The 14,365-nt window shown below is 62.3% G+C and carries 14 protein-coding genes; 8 read left to right on the top strand and 6 right to left on the bottom strand.

What is annotated here, in order from left to right; genetic code table 11:
- Positions 1 to 485 precede the first annotated feature (485 nt).
- From AC0GUR_RS17000 to speA, 5 genes are all read right to left on the bottom strand, one after another.
- Positions 486 to 1,346 carry an NAD(P)-dependent oxidoreductase gene (locus AC0GUR_RS17000; protein ID WP_472878689.1) on the bottom strand — a complete coding sequence of 287 codons (861 nt, stop codon included), beginning with the start codon at positions 1,344 to 1,346 and terminating at the stop codon, positions 486 to 488.
- 16 nt (positions 1,347 to 1,362) lie between these two features.
- Positions 1,363 to 2,553 (bottom strand): DUF3734 domain-containing protein, encoded by a 1,191-nt coding sequence (locus tag AC0GUR_RS16995; RefSeq protein ID WP_472878688.1) that lies wholly within the window; start codon positions 2,551 to 2,553, stop codon positions 1,363 to 1,365.
- A gap of 16 nt (positions 2,554 to 2,569) precedes the next feature.
- Positions 2,570 to 3,310 (bottom strand): acetoacetate decarboxylase, encoded by a 741-nt coding sequence (locus AC0GUR_RS16990; protein WP_472878687.1) that lies wholly within the window; start codon positions 3,308 to 3,310, stop codon positions 2,570 to 2,572.
- 117 nt (positions 3,311 to 3,427) lie between these two features.
- Positions 3,428 to 4,213 (bottom strand): 3-hydroxybutyrate dehydrogenase, encoded by a 786-nt coding sequence (locus AC0GUR_RS16985; RefSeq protein ID WP_472878686.1) that lies wholly within the window; start codon positions 4,211 to 4,213, stop codon positions 3,428 to 3,430.
- A gap of 256 nt (positions 4,214 to 4,469) precedes the next feature.
- A complete protein-coding gene (gene speA, locus AC0GUR_RS16980; RefSeq protein ID WP_472878685.1) occupies positions 4,470 to 6,359 on the bottom strand; it encodes a biosynthetic arginine decarboxylase in 1,890 nt (629 codons plus the stop codon).
- 269 nt (positions 6,360 to 6,628) lie between these two features.
- On the opposite strand from speA, the gene speE reads away from it, so the two are divergent.
- Positions 6,629 to 7,483 carry a polyamine aminopropyltransferase gene (gene speE / locus AC0GUR_RS16975; RefSeq protein ID WP_472878684.1) on the top strand — a complete coding sequence of 285 codons (855 nt, stop codon included), beginning with the start codon at positions 6,629 to 6,631 and terminating at the stop codon, positions 7,481 to 7,483.
- A 182-nt stretch (positions 7,484 to 7,665) separates the two neighbouring features.
- Here the strand turns inward: speE and AC0GUR_RS16970 are convergent, their stop codons facing one another.
- Entirely contained in the window at positions 7,666 to 7,863 is a 198-nt protein-coding gene (locus tag AC0GUR_RS16970; protein WP_472878683.1) for an antitermination protein NusB, read from the bottom strand.
- A gap of 167 nt (positions 7,864 to 8,030) precedes the next feature.
- Between AC0GUR_RS16970 and AC0GUR_RS16965 the strand changes: the two genes are divergently transcribed.
- The 7 genes from AC0GUR_RS16965 to AC0GUR_RS16935 all read left to right on the top strand — a co-directional run bounded on the left by AC0GUR_RS16965 (position 8,031) and on the right by AC0GUR_RS16935 (position 14,299).
- Complete coding sequence (locus AC0GUR_RS16965; protein WP_472878682.1) at positions 8,031 to 9,065, top strand: hypothetical protein; 1,035 nt, start codon at positions 8,031 to 8,033, stop codon at positions 9,063 to 9,065.
- A 116-nt stretch (positions 9,066 to 9,181) separates the two neighbouring features.
- Positions 9,182 to 9,814: a nucleotide-binding protein gene (locus tag AC0GUR_RS16960; RefSeq protein WP_472878681.1), complete on the top strand. Its 633-nt coding sequence runs from the start codon at positions 9,182 to 9,184 to the stop codon at positions 9,812 to 9,814.
- Between the two features lie 40 nt (positions 9,815 to 9,854).
- Entirely contained in the window at positions 9,855 to 10,328 is a 474-nt protein-coding gene (locus AC0GUR_RS16955; RefSeq protein ID WP_472878680.1) for a SixA phosphatase family protein, read from the top strand.
- Positions 10,325 to 10,888 (top strand): YceI family protein, encoded by a 564-nt coding sequence (locus tag AC0GUR_RS16950; protein WP_472878679.1) that lies wholly within the window; start codon positions 10,325 to 10,327, stop codon positions 10,886 to 10,888. Before AC0GUR_RS16955 ends, AC0GUR_RS16950 begins: the two co-directional genes overlap by 4 nt.
- A gap of 23 nt (positions 10,889 to 10,911) precedes the next feature.
- Positions 10,912 to 12,777 carry a phospholipase D-like domain-containing protein gene (locus AC0GUR_RS16945; RefSeq protein ID WP_472878678.1) on the top strand — a complete coding sequence of 622 codons (1,866 nt, stop codon included), beginning with the start codon at positions 10,912 to 10,914 and terminating at the stop codon, positions 12,775 to 12,777.
- A 241-nt stretch (positions 12,778 to 13,018) separates the two neighbouring features.
- A complete protein-coding gene (locus tag AC0GUR_RS16940; protein WP_472878677.1) occupies positions 13,019 to 13,789 on the top strand; it encodes a DUF2092 domain-containing protein in 771 nt (256 codons plus the stop codon).
- Positions 13,790 to 13,810: 21 nt separating this feature from the next.
- Positions 13,811 to 14,299 carry a hypothetical protein gene (locus tag AC0GUR_RS16935; RefSeq protein ID WP_472878676.1) on the top strand — a complete coding sequence of 163 codons (489 nt, stop codon included), beginning with the start codon at positions 13,811 to 13,813 and terminating at the stop codon, positions 14,297 to 14,299.
- Positions 14,300 to 14,365: the final 66 nt, after the last annotated feature.

The raw sequence follows: 14,365 nt of genomic DNA, 5'->3' as shown, positions 1-14,365 counted from the left end.
CCGTCGGCGGACGTAGATCCGAACGGGAACGTTAGTGACTAGCGCGCTTGGCTGATATCAGAAGAATCTGAAAACCACGCCGAACAACCATGCGGACGTCGCGCTGAATAGCGCGCGGATTGGCGCTACAAAAGGACGTGGAAGAAACGGGCACGTTGCGTTGTCGGCCCAGGATGAGGCCGAACCTTTTCTCTCAGGAGTCGCGTGCAAGCTCCCGCTCACTCGGCGGCAGAATGCAACTGGCAAGCGGAACTTCTGCGCAGGCCTCGACGACTTGTCGAGGTGCCCGGCGCGAGTCATGGGTGATGGTTCAACGTTCCAGACGACCGCCCCGTGGCCTATCGGTCACACGGTGATTCGCCACACCCAGAAGTTCGCCGATCGGCGATCAAAGCATTCAATGACACGAACGGCGTGTCGGTGACCACCGGCCGGGCTGGGCCGCAAAAGGCCCAGCCAACGGCGTGGTTCTGTTCACTAACCGATCAAGCTTTGCGCTTCAACCTGATCAAACCGGAGATGTCGTCATCGCCGTAACCCTGGCTCATCAGCTCTGCATAGTCGGCGAGCGAGCGCTCAATCACGCTGCGGTTGGTGCCAGCGCTTTCGGCGATGCGACGGACGATGCCAAGATCCTTGTGCAACAGTCCAAGCTTGAAGCCCACGCTGAACTCGTTGCGCAACATCGTGGAGCCACGCTTTTCAAGGAACCAGTTGCCTGCCGCACCGGCACCCAGTGTGGGAAGCAGGCGTTCGGGGTCGAGGCCCAGCGCTTCGGCGAGTGCGAGGCCTTCGCATACACCTTGCGCGATGCCGGCAACGAGTATTTGGTTGACTGCCTTGGTTGCCTGACCTGCACCAACATCACCGAGGTGCGTGACACGAAGCGCGTAAGCTTCCAGCACCGGGCGTGCCCGTTCGAGCACGTCGGCATCGCCACCTACCATCACTGAGAGCTTGCCGTTCTTGGCGCCTTCGACGCCGCCTGACACCGGCGCATCGAGGAAATGAGCGCCCACGGCAGTGAGCTTGGCAGCGGCTTGCTTGGCCGTGTCAGGCGCCACCGTGGAGTGATCGACGACGATCGCGCCTTTCTTCAAATGCGGCGCAAGTACATCGACCAAACCGAGCACGTCGGCATCGGCCGTGACGCACAGCGCAATCACATCGCACTGTGCCGCGATTTCAGCCAGCGATGGCGCACCGACACCAAGCTCTTTGGCCACGGCGTCGGCGTTGGCTTGCGTGCGGCTCGACACCGCGTGAAGCAGACCGTGTGCCTTGAGGTGACCGGCCATGGGGGTGCCCATCGCACCCAGTCCAATAAATGCAGCTTTGAGACTCATGAGAATTCCCGGTGGATCAATCTTCACAATGTACGTCGTGTGTCACGAAAGGATGTTCGGTGCTGGGCAACTCGAACCAGCTTGGCTCCGCGAAGGTGCAGCGCAAATCTTCCAGGCCGCTGCTCCAGTGCTGGCGCATGCTGTCAAAGCTGAACTCGTAGTCCTTGTAGTGCCCCTCGTACGGTTTGTTACGGTAAATGAGGTGGAATAGGTTAACCAATGCACCACTGGCATGGAGCTCCGCCTGGCGATAAGCGGACTGGTGCCGCTGGGCTTCCGGCACCAGCGCCATCAGATCGTGAAGTATGCGCTGCTGGCGCTGCCGAAGCCCCATGTATTCGGTAATGAGGCGGGTGCGGCTGGAATACTGAATGTCCTTGGCGCGCGACGTGACCTCGGCCAGATCGCACGGCAGCTCGCCACGTGAGCTCCAAAGGTCGACCTGGAAAATCAGGGTGTCGCGACAGGAAGGGTCGGATAACACTTTGTATAGCGGCGTGTTGGACACCATGCCGCCATCCCAGTAGAACTCGCCATCCACTTCGATCGCAGGGAACCCCGGTGGCAGCGCACCGGACGCCATGAAGTGTTCAACACGAAGCTCGCCCTGGGTGTTGTCGAAATAGACGAAGTTACCCGTGCGAATGTTGACCGCCCCCACCGAGACGCGTAATGCGCGCTTGTGATTGATGCGATCGAAATCCACTAGGCGCTCCAGCGTGGCCCTTAAAGGCGAGGTGTCATACCAGCTCGCCGTCGTCGGCGACGCGCGCCAAGGCACCAGCGGAAACGGGCGCGGACTGAAGAAGCCCGGCTGCCCTTCGACCAAGGCACGCAACGCAGCCCAGCCGCTCATGCCGTTCTGCCAGGGCAGTTCCCATGCGCCAGGATCCAGTGGTGCTGTAGCCCATCCCGGCACCAGCGCGGGGCGGCAGATGGTCTGCCAGAACTCGCGCAAGCGATCGACGCGATGCTCCGGTGCATTACCTGCAATGATGGCCGCATTGAGTGCACCGATGGAGATGCCGGCCACCCAGTTCGGGTGAATACCCACTTCGTCCAACGCTTCATACACGCCGGCCTGGTAAGCGCCCAGCGCTCCACCGCCCTGCAGCACGAGGGCGGTGGTTTGGTATTGCTTGTGGAGCTGTCGCAACCGGTCCTGGTCGGACAGCTTTGAATCCGGCGAGTTCTTTCGGACGTCCATACGCATAAGCCTCGGCTCAATCAGCCAGATAGTCGTACACCACGGTGCCCAGGTCGAGGGTCAGGTCGGTGATGAAATGCAACGCCGACTCGACCTTCAGCACCGGCAGATCCGCCACCGGCGCCAATGCATGGGCGTGCAACTCCAGCGCCGCTGGGCCGGTCCAGGCACCTTTGAGCGTGACGTTGGTTGTGTAGTAGCGAACCAGCTCGCAGATGCGTGGCGAGCCATCCACGTGCGGAATGATCTTGAGCAGGAAGTTGGGGGCGGCCAGGGAAGCAAGCACGGCCTGGTGATCGGCCTGGCGGTGCTTGAAACCCATGGTGCCCTTCGCCACGCGTACCTTGCCGTAATCCAGCGTACCCACCAACGTGTCGATCTCAGTTTCCAGTATGGGAGTCGCCAGTTTCTTCGGGAAACCCCACAGCTCCCGACCGCCAGCAATCGGCGGATGGTCATTCAGATACATCGAATGCACATAGCTGCCGTGTTGGCCCTGGAAGCTGACCGGGATCACCTGGCCGGATTCCGTGTAATCGCCGAAGCCGGTGGAATCAGGCATGCGGATGAATTCGTACTTGACCAGTGGTTCGGTCACTTCCAGCGGTTCGGGCACGACCTCGCGCAGAGCATCGGGGTCGGTGCGATAGGTGATGACCAGAAATTCGCGATCAACAAAGCGGTAAGGCCCGGGCGGAAAGGCCGGGCTGGTCAAAGGCATGGCGAAGGCATTGGCCTTCACGTCAGCAATCTTCATGGCGGTAGCGCTCCTGGCAACCGGCCCGCACGGCGCATATCGGCCCGTGCGGGCCGGCATCGATGGGATTGAGCTGGTCGAACCCCGCCCCGGCACAGCCGGGACGAGGTAAAGCGACTACTGCATGTACCAACCGTGGCTCACCACGATCGACTGACCGGTGAGTGCCGCGGACGGGAAGGTGGCCAGATAAAGCGCCGTCTGCGCAATGTCGTCGACGGTGGTGAACACGCCGTCCACCGTGTCCTTGAGCATCACGTTCTTGATCACGTCGGCCTCGCTGATGCCCAGCTCCTTGGCCTGCTCGGGTATCTGCTTCTCCACCAGCGGCGTACGCACAAAACCGGGGCAGATCACGTGCGAACGCACGTTGTGCGCCGCGCCCTCTTTTGCCAGCGTGCGCGCAAGGCCCAGCAGGCCGTGCTTGGCAGCGACGTAGGCGGACTTGAGCTTGGACGCTTCGTGCGAGTGCACAGAACCCATGTAGATCACGATGCCGCCGCGATCATCCTGGTACATGTGCTTGAGGGCGGCCTTGGTGGTGAGGAAGCCGCCGTCCAGATGGATCGCGAGCATCTTCTTCCAGTCGGCGTAGGCGAACTGATCGATCGGATTGATGATCTGGATGCCCGCGTTGGAAATCAGGATATCCAGGTGACCGAACTGCGCGACGACCTTGTCAGTGCCGGCGTTGACGGCAGCTTCGTCGGTGACATCCATGGCGATGCCAATGGCCTTGCCCCCGGCAGCCGTGATTTCAGCAGCAGTCGCGTCGGCTGCTTGCTGATTGATATCGGCGATGGCTACTGCCGCGCCGTTCTTCGCGTATAGCTCGGCAATTGCCTTGCCCAGGCCGCTGGCTGCGCCAGTGATGAGTGCCACCTTGCCGTCGAGACTTGCCATAACCACTCCTGTCGATGGGGAACGGGGAAAGCAGAAACGAAATCGGATGGGGGGCGCACATTCGTGTGACCGAAGAACACTTCGCGACACACCTTCCTACTTCGTCATTCCGGCGCAGGCCGGAATCCAGTAGCGATATCGCTCGGCTTTCGCGGAAGCACTGACGAGCGCTCTCGTGAAAGCCGGCTACGGCGGTGACTGGATTCCGGCCTGCGCCGGAATGACGAGCTAGGGAGCCATGCAGCACATAACGGGCTTAGTGCGCACCCTCAGAAAGGTAGGTATAGCCGGTCAAACCTTCATTCAATGTGACAAACAACTGCTCAGCCGCCTCGCCTTCGACGCCGACCGCGGCGATACGCTCGCGATAGCTGCGACGCAGTGCCTCCAGGTCGTAACCGACGTAGTCGAGCATCAGGTCCGTGGTATCACCGCGGCGCTTGTGCGCGAAAACATACGAATCGCCATCGACACGCACGTTCACCGCGTCGGTGTCGCCGAACAGGTTGTGGATGTCGCCCAGCGTTTCCTGATACGCGCCCACCATGAAGATGCCGAGGCGATAGCTTTCGTCTTCCTTCAGCGCATGCAACGGCAGGCTGACGTCGACGCCCTCGGCGTCGACGTAGTCGTCGATGCGGCCATCGGAATCGCAGGTAAGGTCGACGATTACGCCGCGACGAGTCGGCTCTTCATTCAATCTGGCAATCGGTGCAATCGGGAAGATCTGGTCGATCGCCCAGATATCGGGCACCGATTCAAACACGGAGAAGTTGACGAAGTACTTGTCGACCAGCTTCTCATCCAGCTCATCCAGCGCCTGGCGATGCGAGCGCTCGGCCGGCAGCAGCCGTTTGCGCACTTCGTTGGCGATGGCGTAATACATGTCGTCGAGGCGCGCGCGGTCCTCCAGGTGGAGCTGGCCCAGTGCGTACAGCGTCTGGCCTTCCGCCAGGTGATGTTGCGCTTCGTGAAACAGTTCCAGTGCGGGACGCTGGTCGAGCTCTTCCCAGGTTTCGCGCAAGCGGCGCAGCACGGCGGGCTCGTGCTCGTGCACCGGCGGAATGTTGCCGTCGGGTACCGGCTCCACTTCGGTGACATTGACCACCATCACCGCGTGATGCGCGGTCATGGCGCGACCCGCCTCGGTGATGATGTGCGGCGCCGAAAGGTTCGCCTCGGCGACGGCCTCCGCCAGCGACTGCACGATGGTCGAGGCGTACTGCTCGATCGAATAGTTGATGGAGTTGTGGCTACGCGAGCGCGAGCCTTCGTAGTCCACGCCCAGGCCACCGCCCACATCGACGATATCCAGCGGCACGCCCATGCGCTTCAGTTCCACGAAGTAGCGCGTGGCCTCGCGCATGCCATTGGCGATGTCGCGCACGTTGGAGATCTGCGAGCCCATATGGAAGTGCTGCAGCTTCAGCGTGTGCTTGAGGCCAGCCTGCTCCAGGCGCTCCACCAGGGTGAGCACCTGGCTCGGCGAGAGGCCGAACTTGCCCTTGTCGCCACCGGTGTTCTGCCACTTGCCGGCGCCGATGGAAGCCAGGCGCACGCGCACGCCGAGCAGCGGCTCGACGTTCAGCGCCTTGGCTTCGGTGAACACGTGATCGAGCTCGGAGAGCTTCTCGATCACGATATGCACACGCAGTCCGAGCTTGCGGCCGATCAGCGCCAGACGGATGTATTCGCGATCCTTATAGCCGTTGCAGATCACCACGCTGCCAGGACGTGCCATGGCCAGCACCGCCATCAGCTCGGGCTTGGAGCCGGCCTCGAGACCGAAGCCATGCTCGCCCGCCGCCACCAGCTCGCCGGCCACGCCGCGCTGCTGGTTCACCTTGATCGGATAGACGGCCGTATAGCCGCCGCCATAGCTCCACTCGCCAATGGCCTTGGCGAAGGCATCCTGCAAACGCTTCAAACGGTCGGCGAGGATGTCAGGAAATCGCACGAGCAGCGGTAGGCGCAGGCCTTCGGCACGTGCACGATCGACGATGGCAGGCAACGACAATGCCGGTCCCTTGGCGCCGTGCGGGCGCATCACGATATGGCCGGCGGCATCGACGTCCACATAGCCATCGCTCCAGTGCGGGACGGCGTAGGTATGGCGGGCAGCGTCAATATTCCAGTGCTTCGACATGGAGGGCTCCTTGATACAAGCGGGCGTGTAACACCCTGGGCATGTCGTCGCAGCGGCGGTGCCTTGACGAAAGCAAAGTCAGTCGGCCGGAAGCCTCGCACGCCGCGGGGCCGGACTGACTTGGGGACCGCAAACGGCTTGGGGCGGCGGTCCGGGCGGCTATTGTAACGGCGTCTTGTGACAATGTGCCGATGGGCGGGCCCGGACGCCACCCCCGGTTCGGCTACAATTCCCGTTCTTTGAACCCATCGATCGTCAGGAACATCCCCATGTCGCAGCACCCCAGCTGGTTCACCGAAGCCCACCAGGCCTCCGGCTCCTCCATCGGTTACCGCGTGGAGAAGCTGCTGCACGCCGAGAAAACCCCGTTCCAGACCATCGAGATTTACCAGACCACCGACTGGGGCAACCTGATGGTGATCGACGGCTGCGTGATGCTGACCAGCCGCGACAACTTCCTCTATCACGAGATGATGACGCACCCGGCGCTGTTCACCCACGCACGCGCCAAGCGCGTGGTGATCATCGGCGGCGGCGACTGTGGCACCCTGCGCGAAGTGCTCAAGCATGAAGAAGTCGAGCACGCCGTGCAGGTGGAGATCGACGAGCGCGTGACGCGCCTGGCCGAGCAGTACTTCCCCGAGCTGTGCGAATCCAACAACGACCCTCGCGCGGAGCTGCTGTTCATCGACGGCATCAAGTACATGGCCGAAGCGGAGCCGGAGTCGCTGGACCTGATCATCGTGGACTCGACCGACCCGGTTGGCCCGGCCGAAGGTCTGTTCAACGCCGCCTTCTACGCCAGCTGCTACAAGGCCCTGCGCCATGGCGGCATCCTGGTGCAGCAGTCCGAGTCGCCGATTGCGCACCTTGAGCTGATCAAGTCCATGCGTTCGGCCATGCGCACCGCCGGCTTCAGCGCGGTGAAGACGCTGCCGTTCCCGCAGCCGTGCTACCCCACCGGCTGGTGGAGTTGCACCATGGTCCGCAAGGGCGGCGACCTCACCGGCTTCCGCGAGCGTGGCGCGCTGAGCAAGAACTTCGCTACCCGCTACTACAACGCCGATATGCACAAGGCGGCGCTGGCCCAGCCGGAATTCATGCGCGAAGCGCTGGGCGAGTAACCCCAGGTTCGATCCGAAGACCCGGTGTGGCCTCCACACCGGGTTTTTTTTATGCCCTTCTCTGTAGGAGCGCACTTGTGCGCGACCGCACCTTTGCGGCCTCCCCCAGCCTGCGTTTCCTCGAATACCCGTAGGTCTGTCGCGCGCAAGCGCGCTCCTACAAACCAGCGACTGATCCTGACTCAGAACATCGTCTGGCGGGCCTTGGGCAACAGCACAATGATCAGCGTGGCAATCGGGCCAAGCAGCAGCGATACCAGAAACCAAAGCATGCCGCTGCGATTTTTGCCCTGGGCCAGCCCCGCGTTGATCAAGGCCAGCGTGCCCAAGCCCGCAAACCAGGGGGCCGGGCCGTCGGCCAGATGGTAAATATTGTTCACTCGATTCTCTCCTGTGCTGCGCAGGATGGCGTGGCATCCCGGGGCGTCGCGAAGCGGCCATGCTAGCAAGGCTGGCGGCATTCTCCCGCCTGCCCGGTTCGCTGGATCAGGCGAGCTTAATCCTCTGCGGGTATGCTGGCCGCTTCGTTTTCTGGAAGGATGATCCGATGCTTGGACGGCACCCCCTCGCGCTTGCCCTGCTGCTGGCTGTATCCGCTGGCCCGGCCTTGGCCGCAAAGTCTCCAGCGCCCGCTGCCAAGCCGGCTGCTTCCGCCGACAAGCAACAGGTCGCACGCAACCAGGCGCTGCTGGCTTTCCAGAAGGACCTGGTGAGCGTCATTGCGCCCCAGGGCGACGCCATCCCGCTGCTGGGCGGTGCCTTGCTGGCACGCCCGCTGACCAATCTTCCCGACTTCAACACTTTCCATGCCCTGATCAACCGCGCGGCGCAGGCGTCGGACGCCGGCCCGGAGATCAACTGGGTTCGCCTGAGCGATTGTGATCCCAAGGCAGACGACTGCCCGAACAGCGACGCCATGGCCAAGCTGGTGCAGCAGGCACCGGACAACGCCGCCGTGTGGCTGCTCAAGCTGGGGCAGGACACTCGCGACACCAAGGCAGACGCCGCTCGCGAGGATCTGGCCAAGGCCGCCTCGGCCAAGGTCTATGACGATTACACCGGCGCCAGCCTCAAGGCGCTGGCCACCACGGTCGCCATGCTGCCGCCGCCCCCGGCGGTGATCAACCCGCTTTCGGCCACTGGCGCCACCGGGGTGCAAATGACCATGGTGTTCGGCCTGGCCGAGACCCAGCCGCAACCGGGTTTGCAGGCGACCGCGCGGCTGTGTGAGGAGGGCGCCAGCGACGCCTCCATCAAGGCAGACTGCCTCAAGCTCGGCAAGATTCTGGAGTGGGGTTCCAGCCCGCTGGCCCGCTCGCTTGGGCTGCACCTGCGCGAAGTGTTGGCGGACGACCCGGCACAGCAGGAAGACGCCCGCCGCGCCCGCCGCAATCTGGTGTGGCAGGTACAGAGCTTCTCGCAGCTGTCGGCGCGCGCCCAGGGCGATACCGCCGTCGCGCAGCATCTGGTGCAGCTGGCCCGTTCGGGCGGCAACCAGATGAGCCTCATGCTCACCGCGCTGCACGACTTTGAGATTCCGGTTGATGCACCGGCCGATTTTGAAACGGGCAAAGCTGGCTGACCGAGCGGAGCAGGGAGTTGGCAGGAGGCGGATCGCCGCGCTTCATCAACTCCCTATTCCCTATTCCCCACTCCCTGCCCTAGGCTTGGTTCAGGCTTGAACACTGGGGCGGCATCATGCTGACGGTACTGGTAGCAAGCAGCAAAGGCGGTTGTGGCAAGAGCACGCTGGTCACCCAGCTGGCCTCGCACTGGGCACAGGATGGCAAGCACACGGCCATTGTGGATGCCGACCGGCAGCAGTCCGGTTTCCGATGGGCCACACGGCGCCCAGACAATGTGCCGGGCGTGCTGGCGCTGGATGGCCACCGTCGAGCACTGGAAAAACTTCCCCCCGACACGCAGCGGGTGCTGATCGACACCCCCGCCGGCTCCCAGGAACGCGACCTTGAACCGTTTCTGGAAAAAGCGGATGTACTGCTGGTACCCGTGCTGCCGTCAACCTTCGACCTCGATGCCACGTTCGACTTCCTTGAGCATCTCAAGCAGATCAACCGCATCAAGCGAGGAAAACTACCGGTGGGGCTCGTCGGCAATCGGCTCAAGCCGTGGACCAACGCCAGCCAGGACGCCATGACGCAATTAGCCGAGGGCGCGCCATTTCCCGTCGTGGCGCAATTGCGGGACAGCCAGGCCTATGTGCTGCTGACCGCACTTGGCAAGGGCATCTTTGACTACGCTTCGGAAAACGTCCGGAGCCACCAGGAGGACTGGAAACACCTCCTGCGCTGGATCAAGCGCCAGCACTGAATCACGTGCTACCTGAGCAGCACGACCTTGGAGCCAAACCATGCACGAACTCATCCTGTTGCGTCACGCCGAAGCCCAGCCCGCCCCGTCGGGAGGCAGCGACCAGGCCCGGCGCCTGAGCGGACACGGCGAACAGGAGGCGCGGGCCGCCGGCAAATGGCTGGCGTCCCACGGGGTAAAACCCGATCGCGTGCTGTGTTCCCCTTCCGAGCGCACCCGCAGTACCGCGGTACTGGCGCTGGAAGCCATGAAGCACGCGCCCGCCCCTGAATTTGCCGACGATATTTACGAAGCCACCCCAGGCGAGCTGCTGGCCCTGCTGGATCAGCACGGCGACGTCGGCACGGTGATGCTGGTCGGCCACAACCCGGGCATCGAACGGCTGGTGGCCTTGCTGGTGGAAGGCCGTTCCGATGAATTCCGCGGCATGCCGCCCGGTGGCCTTGCCGTATTGCACCTCAACGGTGCGCTTGAGCCGGGCAATGCCCGACTGGACGCTTTCTGGTCTCCATGACGTGGCTCATTAGCTGTCTGGCCGTGTTGTTGCTGGCTTCGTTGCCGGCACACGCGGCGGACTATCGCATTGACCCCACGCGCTCGCATGCAGACTTCGGCGTTCGGCTGTTGTGGCTAAGCCAGATCGCCGGCCGCTTCGAGGAAATCGACGGCGACGTCACGCTCAGCTCCCTGCATGACACGGCCATTGTCGACGCCCACATCACCGTGGACAGCATTCACATGAGCTCGGACCGCATCCGCCGTTGGGTGCTGGCGCCGGAGTTCTTCGACGTATCGCACTATCCTTCGATCCACTTCGTGTCCGAGCCCATTTCGCTGACCATGCTGGAAAAAGGTGGCGACCTCGACGGCACGCTGACCGTGCGCGGCGTGACCCGCCCGGCCCATTTCGAACTGATGCCCTCCCGTTGTCCTCTTGCTGAGCCGCAGGAGTGCGTGATCGCCGTGAAAGGCACCATCCAGCGCAGCGAATTCGGCATGAACGGGCACCGCACCGCCCTGTCTGACCGCGTTGAGCTGGGCATGATGATCAGCCTGGATTACGCCAGGCGTTAAACAACTCCCCGTATCATCGGCGGATGCGCCAACGCTGGATCGCCCTTTCCATGCTGCTTGCAGCGATCCTGCTTTCGTCGGGATGCAGCGTGTCGCCTGCGCGCATCCATCGCGCTGACGAAGTGGTGGCAGCTGGCACGCAACGGCAGCTCGACTGCGATCAGCCGGACCACTGCGCCATCGATTCCCCACTGCTGGCCGCCGCGCAGCAGGCCATGAGCGACTCCACCGACGCTCAGCCGGTGCATGTGGTCACCCTGCTCAACGACAGCGAAGCGGCGATGGTGGCGCGCATCAACCTGATCCGCGCCGCACAGCGCTCCATCGACGTACAGACCTATATCTGGGATCAGGACGACGCCGGCCAGCTGGTGCTCAACGAATTGCTGAAGGCGGCCCAGCGCGGCGTAAAGGTGCGCATCCTCGCTGATCAGCTGTTCTCGTTTGGCGATGTGGCGCTGCTCGAACGGCTTGCCACCGCGCACCAGAACCTGGAGGTGCGCCTGTACAACCCGACCTTCCACGAGGCACAAACCTCGGTGATGGAGTTCAGCGCCAGCATCGTGTGCTGCTTCAGGAAGTTCAACCAGCGCATGCACAACAAGTTGCTACTGGTGGACGACACCATCGGCATCACGGGTGGACGCAATTATCAGGACCGCTACTTCGACTGGGATGACGACTTTGACTACGTCGACCGCGATGTGATGGTGGGCGGCCCCGCGGCACGCGAGATGGCCGCCAGCTTCGAAACGTTCTGGAACCACAAGCGATCCAAGCCGCTGACGCATCTACGCGATATCAATCGCGGCCTGCTCAATCGCGACGCGCCTCCCCCTTGGCCCGAGCCCCACTACGCGCACCCACAGCGTGTCGCACGAGTGCAGGAAGAGGCCGAGGACGACGACTGGCTCGACGATGCCCTGGTGTCGGAAACCCTGCGCACCAACCGCGTGGAGTACTTCAGTGACCTGCCGGCCAAGACCAAGCAACCGGACAAACGCGACGCCCGCGAATTCACCACACGCCTGATGCATCTGGTGAGTTCGGCCCAGCATGAAGTGGTACTTCAGACGCCCTATCTGGTGTTGAGCGACCGCGCGCAGCAGATCTTTGCGCAGCTACGCCAACGCGAGGCGCCGCCGCGCATCATCGTATCGACCAACTCACTCGCCTCCACCGATGCGTTCGCGGTGTATGCGCTGTCGTACAAGCATCGCAAGCGCTACCTCAAGGACGACGGTTTCGAAATCCACGAACTGAAGCCACATGCCGTAGGCCCTGCCGAAGACAATGCGCAGGCCGCCACCGACGAAGGCCCGATGCCACCCTTGGCAGGCAACAAAACAACACGGCACCGCGTCGGCACGGAGCGCGGCCTGTTGGGCAGTCACGGCTCAGCCCGGCGCAACCGTCCGGCGCCACTCACCACGCCTGGGCGGCGCTTTGCCCTGCATGCCAAGTCCATCGTGGTGGATGACGACTTCGCCATGGTCGGTTCGCATAACTTTGACCCGCGCTCCGACCACTACAACACCGAGGCAGGGGTCATCGTGTATGACGCGCGGTTCGCCAGCGCACTGCGCGAGAGCATTCTTCGCGATACGCAGCCGGAAAACGCCTGGGTGGTGGCACCTCGTCAGCAGAGCGGCGTAAGCATGGCTATCGGCGACGTATCCGCCAGCTTGCCGGTATTCGATCTGTGGCCGTATCGCTACGCCACCAGCTATGACCTCAAGGCGGGTTGCACGCCCATGCGCCCCAGCGACCCCGCCTTCTTCAGCTGCTACATCCCGGTGGGCGACTTCCCGGATGTCGATGTGTCGCCGAAGCTGATCTACACGCGTTTGATCACTGCGTTTGGTGCCGGCGCGCAAGGCGTGCTGTAGGCCGGTCCATCGGCCGCCCAAACAGGCCTCGGTTCAACCAAGCAGTCGCAAAAGCGGAATGCTTGACGGGGCAAGACGAACAGAAAGAAGCGGAGTTCGCCGACAGCGACGCTCCGCGTTTTGCCCTCTAATCGAGCGGCAACTCCCTCCGATTTGCGCCCTTCAGTTCAAAACATACAGGCGATGTACCGCGGCGATTCCTCTCACCTCGGTAGGCATTGCTTCACATGGAGAAACGACGATGGACCGACTTCGCGCCCTTGGCCTTTCCATAAGCGCACTGTGCCTTACCCCCGTAGCTGCCCTTGCAGCAGAAACACCGCCAAAGGACTCAAAAGTAGTTGAGGCGCTGGACAAAATGGCGCAATACCTGCACGGGCTGAAGCAATTCGAAGTGGTAGTTAACGCCTATACCGATCAGATGATCGACAACAGCGGGCAACTGAAATTGCTGCAGTTTTCGCATGTGACACGCATGCTGGTGCGGCGCCCTGATGGTCTCCAAGCCGATATCACCGGATCCGGCGTCGGGCAGAGCAAGCACGCCTACTACAACGGCAAGACGTTCACGCTCTTCAGCGAAACGGGGAATTACTACACCGTGATCGATGCTCCCTCCACCCTGGAAGGGCTGAGAGCTCAGCTGACCAAGGAATACGGCATCGACGTGCCTCTCGCCGCCTTGTTCGACTGGGGCAACCACCAGGCTGACGAGAAGATGATTCTCTCGGCGACTTACGTTGGCGACGAAAATATCAACGGCAAGACCTGCGCGCACTATGCCTTCGGTGGACAGAAGGTCGAATGGCAGCTGTGGATTCAGCAGGGCAATACGCCCGTGCCGTGCAAGGTGAACATCGTATCGCTGACCGACAAGGCGCGACCGCAACATACCGAAACGTATGACTGGCAGCTGTCACCCGCCGTCACGGACAAGAGCTTTGAGTTTGTTGCGCCCGCCAACGCGCGCCAAATTTCCATCCAGCGCACCGCGACCGCTTCGGCCCAATAACGTAGTGAAAGGGATGCAACCATGAACAAGAAAGTTCTGCTGGGCGCCGTGTTGGCCATGATCGCGCTGGTCCAAACCGCCGGTGCTGTCAATTTTCAGGGCCGCCAGGCTACCCGCCAAAGCAACGTGACGCAGCGGGAAGAAAGCCGGCAATCCAATATGACGGACCGCCAGTCCAATCGGCAAAGCACAGTGCAATCGAACGTTTCCAACCGACAGAACACTGTCAACAACTGGAACAACCGTAACGTCAATGTCAACGTCAACGGCGGTTGCGGCAGTTGCAACAATAACTGGTACAACGATCACCCCGTTGCTACCGCGACCGCAGTGACCGCTGCCGCGGTAACAACGGCAGCGGTTGTAGGATCCATCGTGCACAGTGTTCCGCCCAGTTGCTCGGGCGTGGTGGTCAATGGCATGACGTATCAGCAATGCGGCTCAACCTGGTATCAACCCCAGTACGCCGGCACCACTGTTCAATATGTGGTGGTTAATCCGCCTCATTGAACGCTGTGAACACATGAGGCGTGAGGTGTAGTGAAGCGCTTCAGGGCGATTCACCATGATGGGCAA

This window comes from Dyella sp. PARNA 12/25 (genome assembly GCF_055702865.1).
Note: the sequence above shows the minus strand (reverse complement) of the source record. Positions and strands in the feature narration are given on the sequence as shown.

What these genes read in the sequence shown, in the direction of transcription:
- AC0GUR_RS16960 (WP_472878681.1), top strand. Translation starts at nt 9,182, where the DNA reads ATGCTGACGGTACTGGTAGCAAGCAGCAAAGGCGGTTGTGGCAAGAGC.
- AC0GUR_RS16985 (WP_472878686.1), bottom strand. Translation starts at nt 4,213, where the DNA reads ATGGCAAGTCTCGACGGCAAGGTGGCACTCATCACTGGCGCAGCCAGC.
- AC0GUR_RS16955 (WP_472878680.1), top strand. Translation starts at nt 9,855, where the DNA reads ATGCACGAACTCATCCTGTTGCGTCACGCCGAAGCCCAGCCCGCCCCG.
- speE (WP_472878684.1), top strand. Translation starts at nt 6,629, where the DNA reads ATGTCGCAGCACCCCAGCTGGTTCACCGAAGCCCACCAGGCCTCCGGC.
- AC0GUR_RS16945 (WP_472878678.1), top strand. Translation starts at nt 10,912, where the DNA reads ATGCGCCAACGCTGGATCGCCCTTTCCATGCTGCTTGCAGCGATCCTG.
- AC0GUR_RS16995 (WP_472878688.1), bottom strand. Translation starts at nt 2,553, where the DNA reads ATGGACGTCCGAAAGAACTCGCCGGATTCAAAGCTGTCCGACCAGGAC.
- AC0GUR_RS16965 (WP_472878682.1), top strand. Translation starts at nt 8,031, where the DNA reads ATGCTTGGACGGCACCCCCTCGCGCTTGCCCTGCTGCTGGCTGTATCC.
- AC0GUR_RS16935 (WP_472878676.1), top strand. Translation starts at nt 13,811, where the DNA reads ATGAACAAGAAAGTTCTGCTGGGCGCCGTGTTGGCCATGATCGCGCTG.
- AC0GUR_RS16940 (WP_472878677.1), top strand. Translation starts at nt 13,019, where the DNA reads ATGGACCGACTTCGCGCCCTTGGCCTTTCCATAAGCGCACTGTGCCTT.
- AC0GUR_RS16950 (WP_472878679.1), top strand. Translation starts at nt 10,325, where the DNA reads ATGACGTGGCTCATTAGCTGTCTGGCCGTGTTGTTGCTGGCTTCGTTG.
- speA (WP_472878685.1), bottom strand. Translation starts at nt 6,359, where the DNA reads ATGTCGAAGCACTGGAATATTGACGCTGCCCGCCATACCTACGCCGTC.
- AC0GUR_RS16990 (WP_472878687.1), bottom strand. Translation starts at nt 3,310, where the DNA reads ATGAAGATTGCTGACGTGAAGGCCAATGCCTTCGCCATGCCTTTGACC.
- AC0GUR_RS17000 (WP_472878689.1), bottom strand. Translation starts at nt 1,346, where the DNA reads ATGAGTCTCAAAGCTGCATTTATTGGACTGGGTGCGATGGGCACCCCC.